Consider the following 19683-nt stretch of genomic DNA (forward strand, 5'->3'; position numbering starts at 1 on the left):
GCCGAACGTGCCGGCCTTCTCGGGGTCCAAGCGCGCCGCGAGGTCGGGATTGTAGGCGAACCCGCCGGTTGCTATCATGAGCGCCTTTGCTTTGATGCGCAGCGCCTTGCCCTTCGCCTCGACGACGGCTCCCGCCACAGCCCCGTTGTCGTCGAGCACCAACTCCACGAGCTTCGTGTTCTTCTCTATGTCCACGCCAAGCTCGTCAAGAAGTGCCGAGAAGGCCGAAGCAAAGCCCGCGCCGCCGTCCTTCACGATATGCATCATGGGCAAAGGGCCGTAGTATACCTTCACTTCGTCGGTGAATCCTACTTTCGCGCGATCGATGAGCCAGTCTATGGTCTCGCCGGAGCTCTCCACAGTGATTTTCGTCAAGGCGGGATCGAGGCGGTAGGAGGCGTTGTTCATAAGGTTCGCGTACATCTGGTCGTACGTAACCTCAATGCCCTGCTTTTTTTGGATTTGCGTGCCGTAGCCTGCGATCATACCCTGCGAAGTGGTAGTCGTTCCTCCGATGTTGGCCGATTTCTCGATGATCAGTACGTTCTCTACGCCGTTGTCCTTGGCCTCTACCGCACAGGCCATGCCTGCTCCGCCGCAGCCGCACACCAGCAGGTCCACTTCCTTGTCCCAGGTTTGCGTCGAACCGGCTTCCTCCCCAGAGCTTTTCGGGGCGCACCCCGCGAGGGCTCCTGCCGCAAGCGCGACCGTTCCCAGCGCAGTCCCTCCAATGAAATTCCTGCGCGACATGCCTTGCCTCCTCCGTTTGCTGCATGGCCCGCTGCCGTAAGCCGGCGATGACGGGCCATGCCGTTTGCTTTCTGGCTGCCGGCGTTTTCACAGGGTCGCCGCAGCCAGATAAAAGCCTAGAGGGCGGCTGCTTGGGTCGCCTCTCCCATTCTGGGTTTTCCGTACCCCTCATTTTGGGTTGAATAGCGGTCGACGGGCATGTTTTCCCTCTCTGAAGGTTGGCATGCAGCACGTTCGGGTGGATAATGCAGCGGATAGGGCGATTGGGTTGTGCGAGGGGGGATATGCGGTACGGGAACATCATCGCTTGCCTGAAGGAGAGCTCTTTAGCGTTGCTGACGGTGCTCGGGTTTGCCTCGTTCAAGGTTGCTCAATCGACGTTTTACGCTACGGCGGGCTTCACTACGGACGGTTCTTTCATTCTCATCTCAGGGATCGAGTTCAGTATACTGTCTGCGCTGATGGTCCTGGCAACCGAGGCGATCGTGGTGTATGCGGTCTTCTCGCGGCTCTTGCGCGCGTTCTCTCTGCCCGTCATCGTCCCCACTGCGGTGTTTCTCGCTGTTGCCGTGTTTTCCTTTTCAGGCGCTTTGGCCAAGCTGCCCTCGCAGGCTGCGCTACTTGCCGTGGCGATGGTGCACGGGTGCGCCACGGTCATGCTCACGCTTGCTTGGGTGGAGCTGCTCTCGAGGCTCGGCCCTTCCGATGCGGCAAAGACGTTGGCGGCATCCATGCTGCTGGCGTCGGCGATCTCGCTTGCCCTGCAGGGCGGTGCCGCACCCGTGAAGTTCGCGGCGACGGCGGTCTTCCTGGTGACGAGTGCCGTCCTGTGCTGCATGGAGCGCGGGCGATTGGCGATCGAGGTGCCAAAACGGACTTCCGCCTCGCCGAGGCATCGCCTTGAAAAGGCACCGCCCTCTTTCAGGAAGCACCTGCAAGGCTTGGTTTTTATCGGGGAGGGGCTTGTCTCGCTTCTGGTGCTAGGATGCGCCGTCGGGATCATCAACGGTTTCATGTTCCGGGAGGGGGCGGGGTTCGACGGGTCTTCCGAAGCGTCGTCTCTGGGAACCTGCCTCGCCTCCATCGTTTTCTTCGTCGCGGTGTTCTCCTTGCCTAAGGTGTTCAGCGCGTCGAAGGCTTACCGGATGCTGTTCCCCCTTCTCACGGGCATATTGATCGCATGGCCCCTAGTGGACTTCCAGTACGGATATTTTTTCAGTGCAGCGTTCGTGACGGGCCATGCCTTCGTTGCCACCAGCGTGATGTGCCTGATCATCAGTGAAGGCAGCCGCCGTTCTTTGAACCCTTACGCTTTCATGGGAATGTCGGTCTTCCTTATCCGGCTTTCGTCCATGGCGGGGCTTTTCCTCGGAACCTCCCTTGCGGCGATAGATGCTGCGACCTCGTTCAAGAACATGTTGGTGATCGTGGTTGTGATCTACCTCTTGTCGCTGGTGCTGCTCTACATGCTTCGCAAGCGCAGTCGGGAGATTCCTGTAGAGACCCCACCGGTCTCTCACGACGAGGCGTTTCAGCGCAGGGCGGCAGAGCTGGCAAGCCGCTATCGCCTGACGCAGCGGGAGTCTGACATCCTCGAGCATCTTTCGCGGGGCAGGACGGCAACCTATATTGGCGCAACCTTGTACTTGTCGCCCAATACGGTGCGGGGGTATATCAAGAACATCTATGCGAAGATGGAGGTGCATTCTAAGCAAGAGCTGATCGATCTGTTCACGTAGGGGCGGACCGTTTGGCTGGCCTTGCGTTGTCGGAGCGGGACAACTGTGGCATTAAGCAGGTTTCTCTACATTTCCCTCACTTTCTTTAGCACTCTCTTGCATCGGCTGCTAAAATGATACGTCAGCGCTCTTTGTGAGAGAGGGAGTCGCTGCGGTCGCCTGCGCAGAGCATGCTGGCCAGGAGAAAACGAGACCCATTTGCGGAGAAGGAAGGTGGAGAGGCGTGCTATCGGATCGTAGGCAACGGGTGTTGGCCGCGCTTATAGAAGAGTATGTCGCGTGCGCTCTGCCCGTAGGGTCTCGCACCTTGACGGAACGCTACCAGCTGGGCGTGAGCCCTGCCACGGTACGCAACGAGCTGTCGGTGCTCGAGGACGGCGGCTACATCACGCAACCCCACACGTCGGCTGGACGCATACCCACCGATATCGGCTACCGTGCCTTTGTCGACAGTCTGCTGGAAACGGGCTTCTCCGGAGACGAGGAGAGCGGCCGCACCGCCGTAGACGAGCTTCGCCGCAGTGCGAGCGAGTTGGACGCCCTGCTCGAGCAGACCTCGTCGGCGCTGACGCGACTGACGGACTGCCTGTCCATCGTGCTGGCGCCTTCCGTGCTCAACTTGCACATCAAGCAGCTTTCGCTTATCTCGCTTACGCTGCACCGCGCTCTGGTGGTGCTGGTTACCGAAGACGGCCAGGTGTTCAACCGTCAGATAGATTTCGCCGAACCGGTGTCGCCTGACGAACTGGCGCACGTCCAGGCGTTTCTGGGCGATGTGTTCACTGGCAAGTCGCTCCAGCAGATCGAGGAAGGCTTGGAGTGGGGCATGATGGAGGCCCTACACGATCCTTTGGTGCGCCTGGTGCTCGAAGAGGTGCTGTCGTGCCTGCAGGAAAGCGAACTGTCGCGTACTCACCGTCTGGGCGTGAGCTCCCTTCTGACGAAGCCGGAGTTCAGTCAGTCTCAGGTGCTGCTGCCCGTCATGCAGGTGCTCGAGGACGACACCGTGCTGCTGCACCTCCTCGACGATGCCGTACGGCAGGCCGATGGGGCACCGTGCGTGCGCATCGGCCGCGAGAACGATGCGGCGGAGCTGGCTGGGGTGTCGGTGGTGGCAAGCCGCTACGGACGCGGCGAGTCGGCTGGCGTGGTGGCCGTCATCGGCCCCACGCGCATGGACTATTCGAAGGTAATACGGGCCGTGCGCATTGCAAGCGCGGCCCTGCAAGACGTATAGGATACTGTGCGGCGGACACGTGTGAGGGGAGTGTCGCCGCCTTACGAGGAAAGGTACTAGTCAGAGCTATGGCCAAGGATCTGTACGAGGTTCTGGGCGTTTCCAAGAACGCCACTGATGACGAAATCAAAAAGGCGTTCCGCCGCCGTGCGCGCGAACTCCATCCGGACGTGAATAAGGCAGCAGATGCCGAAGATCAGTTCAAGGAATTGAACGAGGCGTACGACGTACTGTCCGATGCGAACAAGCGGGCCCAATACGACCGCTTCGGCACGATTCCGGGCGCAGCAGGCGGCGGAAACCCCTACGGAGGCGGAAACGGCTACGTCGATTTCGAAGATTTGTTCGGCGGCGGTTTCGGCATGGGCGATATTTTCAGCTCGTTTTTCGGCGGACAGGGCGGGGGCGCCCGCCAGCAGCAGCGCCGCGAGGGCCGCGATATGGGCGTGGGCCTGCGCCTGACGCTTGAAGAAGTGGCAGCTGGCGCCAAGAAGGAGATCGTCTACGATCGTTTGGCCCCGTGCCCTGACTGCGACGGGTCGGGCCTCGGCCCCGACGGCCACGAGGTCACCTGTCCCGACTGCAACGGCCAAGGCCGCGTTGTTACCGTGCAGCATACGTTCTTGGGCGACATGCAGTCGGCTACTACCTGCAAGACCTGCGGCGGCACCGGGCGCTCTATCGAGAATCCGTGTCCCGAATGCGAAGGTCAGGGCCGCGTGCCCGACCGCCAACGCGTGACGGTGGAAGTACCGGTGGGTATCCGCGACTCCCAGCAGCTGCGTTTGTCCGGATTCGGCGAGGCGGGCTTACAGGGTGCGGCGGCCGGCGACCTTATCGTCACGTGTCGCATCCAGCCCCATGAGTTCTTCGAGCGCGACGGCGACAATCTGCATGCACGGGCGAACATCTCCATCGTGCAGGCAACGCTCGGTGCCGATATCGAGATCGACGGCATCTTTGAGGACGAGAAGGTCGAAGTGCGCATTCCCGAAGGCTGCCAGAACGAGCAGGTCGTCCGCGTGAAGGGATTCGGCATGCCGAAGTTCCGCAGCGAAGCGCGCGGCGACATGTACGTCCATGTGAACGTGGTAGTGCCCAAGAAGGTGACCAAAAAGCAGCGCGAGCTCTTAGAGCAGCTGGCCGAGGACATGGGCGAGAACGTGGCTGATGTCCGCACGCCCCTCCAGAAGCTCCGCGACGCCTTCAACTGATCATGTCCCTGCCTCATTTCTACCTTGAGAACCAGGTGGTGGCCGCCGAGGAGACGGCAGTGTTCCCGCTGCGGCTCGCGCCCGACGATGCCAAGCATGCTCGCGTGCTTCGGCTGGCTGTCGGCGAGCATGTGGCCGTGGTGGATGCCGCCCAGGACTACTTCGAATGCGAGATCGTCTCCGTTGGCGACGAGGTGCCCTTGGTGCGCATCGCGCAGCGCCTGGAGGTGCCGCGCCCGGGTGCGACGGTGCTGCTGGTGCAGGGCCTCGCCAAAGGCGACAAGATGGAGGCCGTCATCCGGCACGCCACCGAGCTGGGCGTCGCCGGGTTCCTTCCGCTTGCGTGCGAGCGCTCCATCGTGAAGCTGGACGCCAAGAAAGCGGCTGCGAAAACACAGCGTTGGCAGGCGATAGCTAAGAGCGCCGCCATGCAGTCGGGGCAATGCGAAATACCCGAGGTATGCGCTCCGTCGACGCTCGACCAGGCATGCGCCGCGCTGTCGCATGCCACAGCGATCTTGGTGTGCTGGGAGGAGGCTCCCGGCACGGCACGGCTCTCCTCGGCTCTCTGGAGCGGTATCGAGCGATGCCGGGTACCTGCCCACGAGGCGCGCATCGCTGTGGTGGTGGGCCCTGAGGGCGGGTTGACCGAGCGCGAGGTCGATGCCTTCCTGGAATGCAACGAGCGCGCCTCCCTAGTGTCGCTGGGTCCCTCCATCCTGCGCACTGAAACAGCCGGCATCGTGGCAAGCGCGCTCGCGCTCTACGAGTTAGGCGGCTTGGGCAACGTCTCGCGTAGCAGCTTCGAGAGGGACGTGCGATGAGGTTCGCTATCGTCAATTTAGGCTGCAAGGTGAACCGGGTTGAGTCCGATGCTATCGCAGCAGCCCTGCTCGCAGCTGGAGGCAGCGAGGCGGCGCCCACCGATGCCGACCTGATCGTGGTGAATACCTGCACTGTTACCGGCGAGGCCGAGAAGAAGACCCGCAAGGCGGTGCATCGCGCCCTGCGTGCGAACGGGCATGCGCGCGTGGTCGTCACCGGGTGCGCTGCCGCCATCGACGCTGCCGGGTTCGAGGTGATGGATCCCCGTGTCGAAACCGCGGCAAAGGGCGCTCTGCTCGAAGAGCTCGCCGGGCGTGCGGTCAGTACGCGTCCGGTGCTGCGCGTGGGCGGTGCCTTCCCCACGCGCGTGGGCATCAAGGTACAAGACGGGTGCGACAATGCCTGTACGTACTGTATCGTGCATGTGGCACGAGGGCGCGCATGGAGCCGCGATGCCGACGAGGTGATAGACGAAGCCGTGGCGTATGCGCGAGCAGGCGTGCGCGAGATCGTGCTCTCGGGCATCAACCTGGGCTCCTACTGTTGGGGGGACTTGACGCTCGCGGGGCTGTTGGAGCGCCTGCTGGCCGCCACAGCCGATCAGGCCACATCAGGCGAGCCATGCGTGCGTTTCCGTATATCCAGCATCGAGCCGAAGGACGTGGGCGACGACCTGGTGGCGTTGCTCGCCTCGGCGGAAGGCCGCGTGTGCCGGCATCTGCACCTGCCCCTGCAGTCCGGCAGCTCGAAGGTGCTCAGGCACATGGCGCGCCCCTACGACGCAAGGGAATACTGCACGCTCGTCGACCGGCTGCGCGCTGCCGTGCCGGAGCTCTCGCTCTCGACCGATGTCATCGTGGGATTTCCCGGCGAAGACGAGGACGATTTCGCGGCAACCCTCGACGTGGTCCGGCAGTGCGCCTTCTCGAAGATCCACGTGTTCCCGTACTCGCGCCGCGAGGGAACGCCGGCGGCGGATCGTGTGGACCAAGTGCGGCCCGAGATCAAGGCCGATCGGGCACGCCGCCTCAGGGAGTTAGCTTTCCGGCTGCGCAGCGCCGACCGCGCCCGTCGGAGCGGCACCTCCGAACTGGTGCTGGTAGAGACAGCTGGCAAGGCTACGACTGAGAGCTATTTCGAGGTCGAGGCGCCTGCTGGCGCGGTACCGGGAGCGCTCGTGGCCGTGGCACTGCCGACACCTCCCCTCGCTGTGCAGGTTCCGGCAAAATAGGCTCAGCGAACACGGCAATCACGGCGGATATGCCCCCCTCGCGTGCGCGATCGGCGCACCCGCAGCTCGGCGTTATCGCCGTGCGCCTGCACAGCGGATATGCCCCCACCATTACCGCCGTGCGCCTGCACAGCGGATATGCCCCCCTCGCGTGCGCGATCGGCGTGCCTCAAGCTCGACCAGACCAAGGCGCTGTTCGCCTACCGGGCCGCCCGAGGTGCCTTCCCCGTCACGCTTCAATAACAACGGGCTTGCGCCCGCCCGCCCCGTGATACAATGACTACATGACAGATCAGACGCAAATTATCTTAACCGCCCCGGCAAGCGTGAGCATGGCACTTGTCGTAGGGCAGGCTGACGAGTTCCTCCATATCGTGCAAGACGCGTTTCAGGCGCGCATCACGGTGCGCGGAGACACCATCGTTTTGGAAGGCGATCCGTTGGAAGTGCAGTCGCTCACGGCGCTGTTCTCCGACTTCATCAAGCTGGCCGAAGGCGGCGATGCTCCCACGGCCGACTACGTGCGCCGCGCCATCGAGCTCATGCGCACGGCCGAGTTTTCGCCCCGCGCACTGCGCGAAGATGTTCTGCTGACGTACCGGGGTCGCGCTATTCGCCCGAAAACACCGGGGCAGAAGCGCTACGTGGATGCCATTCGCAAACACACCATCACGTTCGGCATCGGACCTGCGGGCACGGGCAAAACCTACCTGGCCATGGCTATGGCTGTGGCGGCGCTCAAGCGCAAGGAGGTCGGCCGTATCATCCTCGTCCGCCCGATCGTCGAGGCAGGGGAGAACCTGGGCTTTCTACCCGGATCGCTTACCGAGAAGGTGGACCCTTACATCCGTCCGCTCTACGACGCGCTGTTCGATATGACGGATAGGGAGCGCGCCACCCAGCTCATCGAAAGCGGCGTCATCGAGATCGCCCCGCTTGCGTTCATGCGCGGGCGCACCCTAAACGACAGCTTTATCATCTTGGACGAGGCGCAGAACACCACGCCCGAGCAGATGAAGATGTTTCTCACGCGTTTGGGCTTCGGTTCCAAGATGGTGGTCACGGGCGACGTGACCCAGCTCGACCTGCCCCGCGGCATTTCGGGCCTCAAGGGCGTGCGCAGCATACTGGAAGGCATAGACGACATCGCGTTCGCCGATTTTACCGGCAAGGACGTAGTACGGCATTCGCTCGTGGCGGCCATCGTGTCGGCTTACGACGAAGCGTCAAGGAAGGCATAAGGAGATTTATGAATATCCAGATCAGCTACGATTACCGCAAAGACGACCTTGAGAAACTGCCGCTGCACGAGCTGGCGCAGTTCGTGTTGGCGCGTGAAGAGAAGCCGTTCAATACCGAAGTATCCATCTGCTTTGTCACCGATGAGGCTATCGCCGAGCTGAACGAGAAGTACCGCGGGAAATCCGGTCCTACCGACGTGCTGTCGTTCGAGTGCGATGGTGTGGACGACGATCTGTCTGCCATGACGCTTGCCGAAGATCCTATCTTCGAGTTGGGCGACGTTGTCATCGCGCCCGACGTGGCTGCACGCCAGACGCGCGAGTTCGGCACTTCTTTCGAAGAAGAGATCAGCCTGCTGTTGGTGCACGGCCTGCTGCATCTGTGCGGCTACGACCACGCGGAAGACGATGAGGCCGAAGCCATGGAGAAGCGCGAGGCCGACATTCTGGAGGATTGGTCCAAGCGCACGGTCTAGCGAAGGCTAGGCGCGGAGTAGGGAGCCGTATGCGAGGGGAGCTTGGGATGGACGACAATGGCTCGGCGCCGAGCGCGGCGCGCATGGATACGAAGGAGCCTGCCTGCTGCGGCAAGGACAGCTTCGTCCGTAACGAGGCTGATAAGGAGCGCGGCTCGCGTTTCTCGCTGATCTGCGCTTTCTCGTGCGCAGGCGCTGGATTCGCCCACGCGGTGCGCACCCAGCGCAATATGAAGATCCATATGGCGGTGACGGCCCTTGCCGTCGTGCTGGGTTTTGCGTTGGGAATCGATGCGGCCTCCTGGACCGCCATCGTGCTGGTTGTCGCCGCCGTGTTTGCGGCTGAATGCTTCAACACGGCGATCGAGGCTGTGGTAGACCTCGTGTCGCCCGACTACCACCAGCTTGCCCGTCATGCGAAGGACTGTGCTGCCGGCGCCGTTCTTATCTGCGCCTTGGCTGCCGTTGCGGTAGCGTTGATCGTGTTCGTGCCGCGTGTGCTGGCGCTTGTGGCGGGATAGCGTCGCTTCGGGAGTCCCTCTGGGGATTATCCTGCGGTGGGATGCTTGTGGAGAATGAAAAGAGCGGTCGGCCAGGTGATTTCCCATCATGTTGAAACGGGCGACCGTAAGCCTGCCTGCTATGAAGATTATCGGCCGCCCGTCGGGACGGCATCAAGAAAGGTTGCAACTGTGGAAAACGCGGAAGGCACGACCGGCTTCAAGTCGGGGTTCGTCACGTTGATCGGGCGCCCGAACGCCGGTAAGTCGACGCTGGTGAACGCTATCATGGGCAAGAAGATCGCCATCACGTCGAATACGGCGCAGACGACGCGCCATCGCTTCCGCGCCGTAGTGACGCGCGAGGACTTCCAGCTGATCCTGGTAGACACACCGGGCCTTCACAAGCCTCACGATGCCCTGGGCGAGGAGCTGAACACCTCGGCTTTGAAGGCGCTTGAGGATGTGGACGTAGTGGCTATGCTCATCGATGCATCGCAGCCCATCGGCCGTGGCGACGAGTGGGTTGCCGAGCAGCTCAAGCGCGTACGCTCGAAGAAGATATGCGTGCTGTCGAAACTCGATCTGGTAAACGACGAGCAGATCGCCCGTCAACGCGCCGCCGCCGAGCAGCTGGGTACCTGGGATGCCATGGTGGGCCTGTCGTCGGCGTCGGGCAAGAACGTGGACGCGTTCGTGGAGGAAGTGGTGTTCCTGCTGCCGGAGGGCCCGAAGTGGTTCCCGGCCGACATGGAGACCGACCAGCCTATCGATGTGGTGGTGGCCGAATTCGTCCGCGAGAAGATACTGCGCTCGTTCCATGACGAGGTTCCCCATGCCATCGGCGTTCGCGTCGAAGAGATGGAGTATGACAAGAAAAAGGACCTGCACCGCATCTTCGCCGTCGTGTACGTGGAGCGCGACAGCCAGAAGGGCATCATCATCGGCAAAAAGGGCGCTGCCATCAAGCAGATCGGCACCGAGGCCCGCGTTGACCTCGAGCAGTTGCTCGGCACGCGTGTGTATCTGGACCTGTCGGTGAAGGTTAAGAAGAACTGGCGCCGCGATGCCAGCCAGATCCGCCGCTTCGGTTACGGAGAAGGTGCGTAAGGGGTCGCCGAATCCACGGTCGGCGACCTTAACCTCCGCGTGCGTTAGCTGACATTGTCATCTCTGCCTGTACGGGAGCATGATATGCGGATGTTTCGACTTCCTCGTTGACGCACGATCGCCCGGAAGCATGCCGACGGCACGTATAGCCATACCTTCAAAGCCGCGCAGAGTCGGCTGCATTACGGACTGGCGGGCACGAGGTGGACAAAAACGGATCTCAGGGCAATCTTCAGCGGCGCGATGGGGCAGGCGAAGATTCTCGACCTGGCCTTTTGTGTGTTAACGGTACCTATGGATGGCGTTTTGGCAGCCCTGTAGCCTAGTTTTGTCCATGACCTTTTGGCATCGATTTATGCGCCGACTGCAGCGCGTAATGTGCGGCTGAGCGCACCGAAGGACACTGAGGGCTAGAGTCTTGCGAGGATTGTGTACCAAAAAAGGGGCGGAGCGAAAGATTGTTACTTCTTGCAGGTATTGTTGCGAAAACGCCGATCGAGCGGATGCGCCGCTGCCCGGCTCGTTTTTCCGTTACAATATGAAAGCGAGACCGTCGCTTCGAGGGAGCCGTGGAACATGATCTGTCCGAACTGCCAATCTGACAATAAAGAAGGCGCGAAATTCTGCAACGAATGCGGATTTCCGCTTACCGGCCGCATGGCGGCCGTAGCTGCTGCGTCGACGAGCGACGAGGCGCTGCGCGCCGTCGCGTCGGATGCCCAAGATGACGGCCCCGTTTACGAGGCTGTCGAGAACGCGGCTTCACCGGAGTCCTCCCAACCCTCCGGTGACGAGGGCTTTTCGGGGGAAGAGGCACCCGCCTCCCAGCCGGCCGAGGCCACCTCGCCGCGCATGACGCAGGGTTCGGGTCCTTTGGACCCGTCGCAGCTTCCGGTGATAGGCCTTGCGGGCGTGGATGTCGACGAGGATGGTAACGAGTTCGACTTCGACGATATCGACATCGATGCGGTCGATGGCGGGAAGGCAACGGCACCTGCTTTGCGCCAGAACCTAGATGCCTCGGTCACCGCCGATCTTTCCGGCCTGGACGAATGCCTGGTCGATGCCGGCTATGCGCCGCCTCAATCGGCGTGGCGCTCGGGCGGCACCATGGAGATGCCGCGTATCGACGATGCCCCGGCACCCAAGCAAAAAGAATTTCGCGCTCCCGACCCTAATGCGAAGAAGCACGGCAAGGGGCGCATCGTCGCTATCGTGGCGGCTGTGTTGGTTGTGGCGGCGGCAGCTGCTGTGGGCATTACCTACCAGATGGAGTTGTGGGGCGGCAAGATGCCGCCCAACGTAGTGGGCATGACGCAGGCCGATGCCACCTACCAGCTGGAAGAGAAGGGCTTTGCCGTCCGCTCCGTGCAGGTCAAGTCCGATGAGCCCGAAGGATTGGTGTTGTTCATGGACCCGACCGGGGGAGCACGTGCCGAGAAGGGCACCGAAGTGGTCCTCCAGGTGGCCGTGCCCCGCACGATCCCTGACGTGGCCGGCAAGACGAGGGATGAGGCGGGCAAGCTTTTGAACGAAGCAGGGTTCGACCATGTGACGTTCGCCGAAGTGAAGTCCGACGATGCCGAGGGGATGGTGCTTTCCCTGGAGCCTGCCGCAGGCCAGAAAGCCAAGGCATCGACCCCTGTCGCAGTGACGGTCGCTGTGCCCTATGTCGTGCCCGATGTGGTGGGCAAGCCGAACGCCGAGGCGGTTGCCGCACTCAAGGAGGCTTCTTACACGGCCAATGTCCAGTATTATTACACCGAGGACGTAGCTGAGGGCCTTGTGGTGAGCATTGACCCTGCTGCCGGGACGAAACTTGCTTCCGGCTCGACCGTTACCATGAATGTGGCTGTGTCGCGCTCGAGCGTGCTGCTGCCGATTGCGAAGGACTACCTGGCAAGTGCCGGTACCATCAGCCTAGGCGGCACCACCTACCGTATCGACTCGGTTGATGCGGTGTCGTACACGGGCTATAACCAGACGGCGTTCACCATTACCGGACGTGCGGTGACCACGCTGGACGGCGAGACGGTCACTGGCTCCGCCAAGCAGAAAAGCGCCACCATTACCTGGGATGATGCTAACAACGTCGTCAGCATCGCCTAACGTTCCGTGGCTAGCGCGACGTACACGGCGCGCGCCATCGTGCTGCGCAAGACGAAGCTGGGGGAGAGCGACCTTATCGTGACCATGTTGGCCGAGGACGGCTCACAGGTGCGCGTGGTCGCCAAGGGCGCCCGCAAGCCGTCGAGTTCGTTTGCCGCGCGCCTTGAGCTGTACGCGATCGTAGACGTGCTCTGCGCGAAGGGCCGCAGCTTGGATATCGTGCAGGAAGCGCGGATCGCCGCCAGCAACGAGCACATTCGCCGCGATATGGAGCATGCGGCGGCGGCGGCGCCTATGGCCGAGTTTCTGGATCGCGTAACGCAAGCGGGCCTGGAAAGCCCCCGCTTGTTTGCACTCACCGAAGCGGCTCTCGCGCGTCTCGATGTGGCGGAACCTGCCCAAGCCCCTACCATCTGCGCTGCCCACCTGCTGAAAGCACTTGCATTTTCCGGTCTGCGTCCGAGTTTGGCGTCTTGTGTCGGCTGCGGTTGCGAGGTCGTGCTGGATCGTGCAGACCAACCGGTGTTCGTATCCTACAGCGAAGGCGGCGTCGTCTGTACCGCCTGCCGCTCGCGCGTGGAGGCCATCGCGGTTCCACCCGATACCATTGGCTGGTGCAGGGCGCTGCTCTGCTCGACGTTTGCCGAGATCGGCGAAATGGACATCGATTTGTCGTCTTCGTTCGCCGTCCTGCGCTTTTGCCAGCAATGGATACGCGAACATGTCGGAGCAAATCTGAAATCCCTCAACTTCCTGTTTACCTGTGGTTTGTTCTGATCGAGAGGAGCACTATGCATGTATTCACCCCGCGCGGCGTCTGCTCGCGCGCCATCCGTGTCGAGCTGGACGGGGATGCGGTGTCTAACGTCGAGTTTGAGGGCGGCTGCAGCGGCAACCTGAAGGCTATCGCAAAAGTCTCCCGCGGCATGACCGTCGACCAGATAGCCGAGCTCTGGGAGGGCAATACCTGCGGCAACCGCAAGACGTCGTGCGTCGATCAACTGGTCTGCGCCCTTCGCGAAGCACAGTGCACGCAAGCTGGCTAGGGCGCTCAAGCTGCCGCATACACCCAGAGGTGGCGGCACTGCGAGAGAATGCGGTCGAAGATACGGCTACGAAAACGTTAAGTTTTCCTTAATATTGACCGGACAGGGCGCTGACACACGATGCCGCTCTATACAATAGCTTCTAGAGCAAGAGAATCGCGCACGGATGCCCGACAGGGCGTATGCGGGACGAAAGGGTCGAAGGTGGGCGAGATGAAGCGCGTTGCAGTGTGCGACGACGAGGCGGCTATCGCCGACTTGGTAGTGCAGCTGTTTGCCGGCAACGGTTTGGAGGCGCATGCGTTCTACGCCGGTGCCGATCTGCTTGCAGCGGCAGAGCAGGAGCCGTTCGACCTGGTTCTGCTCGACATCATGATGCCCGGCATGGACGGGTTCTCCTGTTGCCGGGAATTGCGGCGGAAAAGCTCGGTGCCCATCATCTTCCTCACGGCGAAAGACGAGGAGATCGACAAGGTCGTCGGCTTCGAGCTGGGAGCCGACGACTACGTGGTGAAGCCTTTTAAGCCCCGCGAGCTTCTGGCCCGCGCCCGGGCAAGGCTGCGCCGTACCGCAGGGTCGGATGGCGCCCGGCGCACAGGCGAGCGCTCTGTGCTCGAAGCGCTGGGGATCGCGCTGGACGAGGATCTCTATGTGGCGACGCTTCATGGCGAGGCGTTGACCCTCACGCCCAAGGAGTTTGCCATACTGGCCTGCTTGCTGCGAGCTGCGGGCCGTCCTGTTGCCTCGCGCGACTTGTTCGAGGAAGTATGGGGCGAGGAACCGAACGTGCAGAGCAACAACACGGTCATGGTGCACATCCGTCATTTGCGCAAGAAATTGTCCGACATCGATTCTTCCCGCGAGTTCGTCGAAACGGTATGGGGCGTGGGCTACAAGCTGGGGTAGCACTTGCATCATGCGAAGCGTAAGGAGCAATGCAATGGAAACGGCCTCTTTCACCCAGGCGGCAAAACAAGACCAGACGCGCAGGCTGTCGAATGCTATCCTGCGCCGTACGTTGGTGAACGTCGTGCTGTTCGCCGTGGTGTACTTCGTCCTGTTCATGGGCTTCATGGCTACGTTCGGAACCATGGTCTCGGATTTCATATTCGACCTCGTCTTGAGCAGCCACACGGTGCACGGCTCCCTGCAAACCCTCTTTTTCGTTCTGGTTATCACCGGCTTCGTTCTAGGTGTCGTGCTCATCGTGCGCAGCGGCATCAACCGGGCGCTGCGTTACTTCGACCTGCTGCTAGACTCCACGTCCGACGTGCTGGCCAAGCGCGAGGGTCCTATCATCCTGCCCAGCGAGCTGGCGCCAACAGCGCTGTTCCTGAACGGCATCAAGACGCAAGGCGAGCAAAACGAACGGGCAGCCAAGGCGGCGGAGGAGCGCAAGAACGAGCTGGTGGTGTATCTGGCACACGACATCAAGACGCCGCTCACCTCCATCATCGGCTACCTGACGCTGCTCGATGAGTCGCCCAGCCTTCCACTGGACGTGCGGGCGCGCTATACGGGCATCACCTTGGCAAAGGCGTACCGTTTGGAGGAGCTGCTCGACGAGTTCTTCGAGATAACCCGCTACAACCTGCAGGCCATACCCATCGAGCGCTCGCGGTTCGACGGAGCGCTGTTCGTGAGCCAGGTCGTCGACGAGTTCTATCCGGTGGCCGAGGGCCGCTCGTTGGAGTTGGTGTTCGAAGGACCCGACGAGCTGCCCGTGTTCGCCGATGCAGGACGTGTGGCGCGCGTGTTGAACAACGTGTTGAAAAACGCGGTAGCCTATGCCGATACCGGCACCCGAGTGAACGTGCGCACAGGGCTTGCGTGTGGGCAGGACGGGTTCGTGTGGTGGGAGCTTACCGTTACCGACCGCGGTCGCGAGCTTTCTTCTGAGCACCTGGAACGCATCTTCGAGAAGTTCTTCCGAGCCGACGCCTCGCGCGGGTCGGGGTCGGGCGGTGCCGGGCTGGGCCTGGCCATCGCACGCGAAATCGCTCGCGCCCATGGCGGGGATATCTACGCCACCAGCGATGCCGGGCTCACCTCGTTCACCATCTGGATCCCCCAAGGCCCGAGCGTTACCCCTGTGCAACCGTGAAGAGCGTCGGAACCCTTCTGTATCAGGAGCTCCACGTCAAAGGAGGCAAGGCTAACCCTTGGTGGCTCGCATGCGGGCTCATGGCACGCCATGCAAAGCGATAAGGGTCGGGATTCGCTTGTGCGGAACCTTGTGCGGAACCTGTGATCAGCCTCTATGGTGCCCTTGCCGACCCACGTGGCTTCGTCTACAATAGGCGGGCTGCCACATGGCAGGTGCTTCGTCCTTGGTCTGCATGCGCCACCCGCTTGCTCACCCAGACCGGAGCTCATAGTAGGTGTTGGCGTCCCCCGTGGATGCAAACACGCGAAACGGCGGCCTACCGAGGGCGTCGCATGAAAGGTGGAGATATGGCTAGCAAGCTCAGCATCAGCAAGGAACGCACCGAGGAACTCGTCAAAGAGTTCGGCAAGGGCGAAGGCGACTCCGGTAGCCCCGAGGTGCAGATCGCGATCCTCTCCGAGCGCATCCGCAACCTTACTGAGCACTTGAAGGTGCACAAGAAGGACAACCATACGCGTCGAGGGCTTATGATGCTCATCGGTAAGCGCCGCGGCCTTCTGAAGTACGTCAAGAACGGCAACATCGAGGAATACCGTACGCTTATCAAAAGGCTCGGTATCCGCGACAATATCTAGCAACAACAGCCCGCTTCGGCGGGCTTTTGTATAAGCGGTCGAAGACGCAAGGGCGCCTTTGCTCGCGGCTCGCCCGCACAGGAGCGGACAGACCGAAGAAGCTTGCGCGCACTACGGCTCGCAAGGTAAAGAGAAAGAAAGCAACTATGGAAAAAATCGTCGAATCGTTCGAACTGTACGGCAAGCACTACCGCCTGGAAACAGGGGAGCTGGCCAAGCAGGCAACCGGCTCGGTGCTGGTCTCCCAGGGCGACACGACCGTGCTGGTCACGGCTGTTATCGGCCAGGAGAAGGACTACGACTTCTTTCCCCTCACGGTCGACTTCATCGAGAAGATGTACGCCGTGGGACGCATTCCCGGCGGCTACCTGAAGCGTGAGGCTCGTCCGTCCGACAAAGGCACGCTCACGGCCCGCATGATCGACCGCCCCATCCGCCCCGGCTTCGCCGACGGCTTCAAGCGCGAGGTGCACGTGGTCGCCACGACGTTTGTGGTAGACAGCATCAACCCGCCCGACACCATCTGCGTCATGGGTGCCTCCGCCGCCCTTATGCTGGGCGCGGCACCGTTCGACGGCCCGGCTGCCTGCGTGCGCATTGCCCGCAACACCGAAACCGGCGAGTTCATCGTGAACCCGACGTTCGAAGAGTCTGAGGCGTCCGATCTCGAACTCACCATTGCCGGCACCGCCGACTACATCTCCATGGTCGAAGCCGGCGCCAACGAGATCTCCGAAGAGGACATGCTCGCCGCCATGACGTTCGGTCAGGAGGCCATCGCCGCGTTCTGCGAGGTGCAGCAGCGCTTCCTCAACCGTGCGGACATCCAGCCGGTCGAGTGGCCCATCCACGTGGCTGACCCGTCCATTGCCGAGCGCATCGCCCCCTTCGAGGCCGAGATGGCCGCCGCGATTCGCGATGCCGACAAGCAGGCCCGCATGGGCAAGGTCGCCGAGCTCAAGGACCGCGTACGTGCCGAGCAGTTCACCGATGAAGAGCGTGCTGCCTGGAAGGGCGATATCGCTGCGGCCCTCAAGAAGCTTGAGAAGAAGGCCATGCGCGCCATGGTCGTCGAGACGGGCGAGCGCGCCGACGGCCGCCGTCCCGAAGACATCCGCCCGCTACACATCGTTCCGGGCTACCTGCCCCGCGTCCACGGCTCCGGTCTGTTCCAGCGCGGCCAGACCCAGGCGCTCTCCATCGTCACGTTGGGCATGCTCAACGAATGGCAGCGCCTCGACACCATCGATCCGGCCGAGGGCAAGCGTTATATGCACCAGTACAACTTCCCGCCGTACTGCACAGGCGAAGCGGGCCGCATGGGTGCGCCGAAGCGCCGCGAGATCGGTCATGGTGCCTTGGCCGAGCGCGCGCTTTTGCCCGTGATCCCCAGCGAGGACGACTTCCCCTACGCTATCCGCGTGGTGTCCGAGGTGCTCGAGTCAAACGGCTCGTCCTCCATGGCTTCCACCTGCGGCTCGACACTGGCTTTGATGGATGCCGGCGTGCCTATCAAGGCTCCCGTTTCCGGTATCGCCATGGGGCTTATCAAGGAGGGCGACGATGTGGTCATCCTCTCCGACATCCAGGGTATCGAGGACTTCCTGGGCGACATGGACTTCAAGGTATGCGGCACCGAGAAGGGCATCACGGCCCTGCAGATGGACAACAAGGCCCGCGGTTTGTCAGTTGACATCCTAGCTCGCGCGCTCAAGCAGGCAAGCGAGGGCCGTGCTCACATTCTGACCGGCATGCTGGAGACCATCGAGGCGCCACGCGAGGAGCTTTCCCAGTTTGCCCCGCGCATCGAGACCATCCACATCCCGGTCGACAAGATCCGCGACGTCATTGGCAGCGGCGGCAAGGTCGTCCGCGGCATCCAAGAGGAGACGGGCGCGCACATCGACATCCAAGAAGACGGCACCATCCATATCGCGGCCATCGAGGGTCCGGCGGGCGATGCCGCCAAGGCCATGATCCTCGGCATCGTGAAGGAGCCCGAGGTGGGCGAGGTGTTCGACGGCGAGGTCGTGGGCATCAAGGACTTCGGCGCCTTCATCAAGCTGACACCGGGCAAGGACGGCCTGCTGCACATCAGCCGCGTGGCCAACGGCCGCGTGGGTAAGGTGGAAGATGTGCTGAACCTAGGCGACATCATCAAGGTAGAGGTGCTTGAGGTGGACCCGAAGACGGGCAAGATCTCGCTCGATCGTCTGGACAAGCCTGAGGCTCCCGAGGGCTCCGCGCCGCGCCGCGAGGACCGCGGACCCCGTCCCGAGCGCAGCGACCGCGACAACCGTCCGGGGCGCAGCAATCGCAGCAGCAGCGAGCGCACCCCCCGTCGCCGCCACGACAGCTAAGCGCTCGAAGCACGCCTGATCGAGTAAACGAAAGGCCGCGAAAGCGGCCTTTCGTCGCTGTACCCCCTGGAGAAGGGGCCAGATGCGAAGGCATCGTACGTTCTCCTTCCGGCCCTTCCTGCGGTGCGCCCCACATCTCGCGTCGGCGCCATGTGCGAGCCATCACCTCGTCGGCATCGTTTTGCACGGGCGCAAGGGCACCATGCAACGGTCGCCAGCCAATACTGCCGCCGAGGCCTCGGCTCAGCTGGCGGGAGGCCCGTCTTTTGCCTGTTCGTGGTAAGATGCTGCGAAAGGAAAGACGAAAGGAAGAGCATGATCAAAGTTGCAGTGGCCGGGTGCGCGGGACGCATGGGCACCACGGTGGTTGACGCGGTAGGGAAGGCTGACGACATGGAGGTCGTTTGCGGCATCGACCCGCATGCCGCGGGCTCCGAGACCGCGTTTCCCGTGTTCCCCAACGTGGTCGAGGCGCTCGACGGTGCGACGTTCGATGTGCTGGTGGACTTCACGCAGCCGGCCGTGGTGGCAGGCAACCTGCGCGTGGCACTGCCGGCCGGCGTTAACTGCGTCGTGGGCACGACTGGCATGTCGAACGAGACTCTCGACGAGCTGGCTGCATCGGCCGCACCGGGCACCTGCCTGTTTTACGCTCCGAACTTCACGACTGGTGCGGTGCTAATGATGGAGTTTGCCCGCGTTGCCGCCCCGTACTTTCCGGAAGCCGAGGTCATCGAGTTCCACCACGCCAAAAAGCTGGACGCGCCGAGCGGCACTGCGGTGCGCACAGCCCAGATCATCGCCGAGGCGCGGGGAGGCCGCGTAAGCGAGGCTCCCGGACGCGAGACCGAGATCGAAGGTGCTGAGGGCGCACGCGGGGCCCTGGTGGACGGCGTTCCGGTGCATTCCGTGCGTTCGATGGGCTATGTGGCCAGCCAGGAGGTCGTGTTCGGCTCGATGGGGCAGACACTCACCCTGCGCCACGACTCGTGGGACCGCGCGTCCTACATGCCGGGCGTTTTGCTGGGCATTCGCAGTGTGGGGGAGCGGTCGGGCCTGATTGTAGGTTTGGAGAACTTCATGGCGTGAGCATGAATCGCACG

18 protein-coding genes are annotated in these 19683 nt (G+C 62.4%); 17 read left to right on the forward strand and 1 reads right to left on the reverse strand.

Translation table 11 applies throughout. The features are described from left to right. Nucleotides 1-750 (reverse strand): FAD-dependent oxidoreductase (locus RR842_RS03490; RefSeq protein WP_332728984.1); only part of this gene is annotated, 750 nt, incomplete at its 3' end. 284 nt (nt 751-1034) lie between these two features. On the opposite strand from RR842_RS03490, the gene RR842_RS03495 reads away from it, so the two are divergent. From RR842_RS03495 to dapB, 17 genes are all read left to right on the forward strand, one after another. Then, nucleotides 1035-2489 (forward strand): LuxR C-terminal-related transcriptional regulator, encoded by a 1455-nt coding sequence (locus RR842_RS03495; protein WP_332728986.1) that lies wholly within the window; start codon nt 1035-1037, stop codon nt 2487-2489. Nucleotides 2490-2712: 223 nt separating this feature from the next. Further along, nucleotides 2713-3726, forward strand: coding sequence for a heat-inducible transcriptional repressor HrcA (gene hrcA, locus RR842_RS03500; protein WP_332512758.1), 1014 nt, complete (start codon nt 2713-2715; stop codon nt 3724-3726). A 68-nt stretch (nt 3727-3794) separates the two neighbouring features. After that, a complete protein-coding gene (dnaJ, locus tag RR842_RS03505; protein ID WP_332512760.1) occupies nt 3795-4940 on the forward strand; it encodes a molecular chaperone DnaJ in 1146 nt (381 codons plus the stop codon). A 2-nt stretch (nt 4941-4942) separates the two neighbouring features. After that, on the forward strand, nt 4943-5764 hold the full coding sequence (locus tag RR842_RS03510; RefSeq protein ID WP_332565392.1) for an RsmE family RNA methyltransferase: 822 nt from the start codon (nt 4943-4945) through the stop codon (nt 5762-5764). Further along, on the forward strand, nt 5761-6996 hold the full coding sequence (locus RR842_RS03515) for a MiaB/RimO family radical SAM methylthiotransferase (RefSeq protein ID WP_332728987.1): 1236 nt from the start codon (nt 5761-5763) through the stop codon (nt 6994-6996). The genes RR842_RS03510 and RR842_RS03515 overlap by 4 nt, the downstream gene beginning before the upstream one ends. 284 nt (nt 6997-7280) lie before the next feature. Continuing rightward, the gene (locus RR842_RS03520; RefSeq protein WP_332512764.1) at nt 7281-8237 is read left to right on the forward strand and encodes a PhoH family protein; all 957 of its coding nucleotides are present in this window, start codon (nt 7281-7283) and stop codon (nt 8235-8237) included. An 8-nt stretch (nt 8238-8245) separates the two neighbouring features. Further along, nucleotides 8246-8713: an rRNA maturation RNase YbeY gene (ybeY, locus tag RR842_RS03525; RefSeq protein ID WP_332512766.1), complete on the forward strand. Its 468-nt coding sequence runs from the start codon at nt 8246-8248 to the stop codon at nt 8711-8713. 47 nt (nt 8714-8760) lie between these two features. Beyond that, on the forward strand, nt 8761-9234 hold the full coding sequence (locus RR842_RS03530) for a diacylglycerol kinase family protein (protein WP_332512768.1): 474 nt from the start codon (nt 8761-8763) through the stop codon (nt 9232-9234). Nucleotides 9235-9405: 171 nt separating this feature from the next. Then, the gene (gene era, locus RR842_RS03535) at nt 9406-10323 is read left to right on the forward strand and encodes a GTPase Era (protein ID WP_332553767.1); all 918 of its coding nucleotides are present in this window, start codon (nt 9406-9408) and stop codon (nt 10321-10323) included. Nucleotides 10324-10899: 576 nt separating this feature from the next. Then, nucleotides 10900-12432: a PASTA domain-containing protein gene (locus tag RR842_RS03540; protein ID WP_332728988.1), complete on the forward strand. Its 1533-nt coding sequence runs from the start codon at nt 10900-10902 to the stop codon at nt 12430-12432. 6 nt (nt 12433-12438) lie between these two features. Further along, the gene (recO, locus tag RR842_RS03545) at nt 12439-13209 is read left to right on the forward strand and encodes a DNA repair protein RecO (protein WP_332518655.1); all 771 of its coding nucleotides are present in this window, start codon (nt 12439-12441) and stop codon (nt 13207-13209) included. Between the two features lie 14 nt (nt 13210-13223). Further along, nucleotides 13224-13478: a TIGR03905 family TSCPD domain-containing protein gene (locus tag RR842_RS03550; protein WP_332553587.1), complete on the forward strand. Its 255-nt coding sequence runs from the start codon at nt 13224-13226 to the stop codon at nt 13476-13478. A gap of 213 nt (nt 13479-13691) precedes the next feature. After that, the gene (locus RR842_RS03555; RefSeq protein WP_332513031.1) at nt 13692-14384 is read left to right on the forward strand and encodes a response regulator transcription factor; all 693 of its coding nucleotides are present in this window, start codon (nt 13692-13694) and stop codon (nt 14382-14384) included. 34 nt (nt 14385-14418) lie between these two features. Beyond that, nucleotides 14419-15582 (forward strand): HAMP domain-containing sensor histidine kinase, encoded by a 1164-nt coding sequence (locus tag RR842_RS03560; RefSeq protein ID WP_332513033.1) that lies wholly within the window; start codon nt 14419-14421, stop codon nt 15580-15582. A 350-nt stretch (nt 15583-15932) separates the two neighbouring features. Continuing rightward, entirely contained in the window at nt 15933-16220 is a 288-nt protein-coding gene (gene rpsO / locus RR842_RS03565; RefSeq protein ID WP_332513034.1) for a 30S ribosomal protein S15, read from the forward strand. 146 nt (nt 16221-16366) lie between these two features. Beyond that, nucleotides 16367-18580, forward strand: coding sequence for a polyribonucleotide nucleotidyltransferase (locus tag RR842_RS03570; RefSeq protein ID WP_332728990.1), 2214 nt, complete (start codon nt 16367-16369; stop codon nt 18578-18580). Nucleotides 18581-18895: 315 nt separating this feature from the next. Continuing rightward, the gene (gene dapB, locus RR842_RS03575; protein ID WP_332513036.1) at nt 18896-19669 is read left to right on the forward strand and encodes a 4-hydroxy-tetrahydrodipicolinate reductase; all 774 of its coding nucleotides are present in this window, start codon (nt 18896-18898) and stop codon (nt 19667-19669) included. The last annotated feature ends 14 nt before the right edge of the window (nt 19670-19683 follow it).

It is taken from the genome of Gordonibacter sp., assembly GCF_036667095.1.
Classification (GTDB): Bacteria; Actinomycetota; Coriobacteriia; order Coriobacteriales; family Eggerthellaceae; genus Gordonibacter.

What these genes read in the sequence shown, in the direction of transcription:
- dnaJ (WP_332512760.1), top strand. Translation starts at nt 3,795, where the DNA reads ATGGCCAAGGATCTGTACGAGGTTCTGGGCGTTTCCAAGAACGCCACT.
- dapB (WP_332513036.1), top strand. Translation starts at nt 18,896, where the DNA reads ATGATCAAAGTTGCAGTGGCCGGGTGCGCGGGACGCATGGGCACCACG.
- RR842_RS03510 (WP_332565392.1), top strand. Translation starts at nt 4,943, where the DNA reads ATGTCCCTGCCTCATTTCTACCTTGAGAACCAGGTGGTGGCCGCCGAG.
- RR842_RS03530 (WP_332512768.1), top strand. Translation starts at nt 8,761, where the DNA reads ATGGACGACAATGGCTCGGCGCCGAGCGCGGCGCGCATGGATACGAAG.
- RR842_RS03550 (WP_332553587.1), top strand. Translation starts at nt 13,224, where the DNA reads ATGCATGTATTCACCCCGCGCGGCGTCTGCTCGCGCGCCATCCGTGTC.
- RR842_RS03540 (WP_332728988.1), top strand. Translation starts at nt 10,900, where the DNA reads ATGATCTGTCCGAACTGCCAATCTGACAATAAAGAAGGCGCGAAATTC.
- RR842_RS03555 (WP_332513031.1), top strand. Translation starts at nt 13,692, where the DNA reads ATGAAGCGCGTTGCAGTGTGCGACGACGAGGCGGCTATCGCCGACTTG.
- rpsO (WP_332513034.1), top strand. Translation starts at nt 15,933, where the DNA reads ATGGCTAGCAAGCTCAGCATCAGCAAGGAACGCACCGAGGAACTCGTC.
- RR842_RS03560 (WP_332513033.1), top strand. Translation starts at nt 14,419, where the DNA reads ATGGAAACGGCCTCTTTCACCCAGGCGGCAAAACAAGACCAGACGCGC.
- RR842_RS03515 (WP_332728987.1), top strand. Translation starts at nt 5,761, where the DNA reads ATGAGGTTCGCTATCGTCAATTTAGGCTGCAAGGTGAACCGGGTTGAG.
- ybeY (WP_332512766.1), top strand. Translation starts at nt 8,246, where the DNA reads ATGAATATCCAGATCAGCTACGATTACCGCAAAGACGACCTTGAGAAA.
- RR842_RS03570 (WP_332728990.1), top strand. Translation starts at nt 16,367, where the DNA reads ATGGAAAAAATCGTCGAATCGTTCGAACTGTACGGCAAGCACTACCGC.
- RR842_RS03495 (WP_332728986.1), top strand. Translation starts at nt 1,035, where the DNA reads ATGCGGTACGGGAACATCATCGCTTGCCTGAAGGAGAGCTCTTTAGCG.
- RR842_RS03520 (WP_332512764.1), top strand. Translation starts at nt 7,281, where the DNA reads ATGACAGATCAGACGCAAATTATCTTAACCGCCCCGGCAAGCGTGAGC.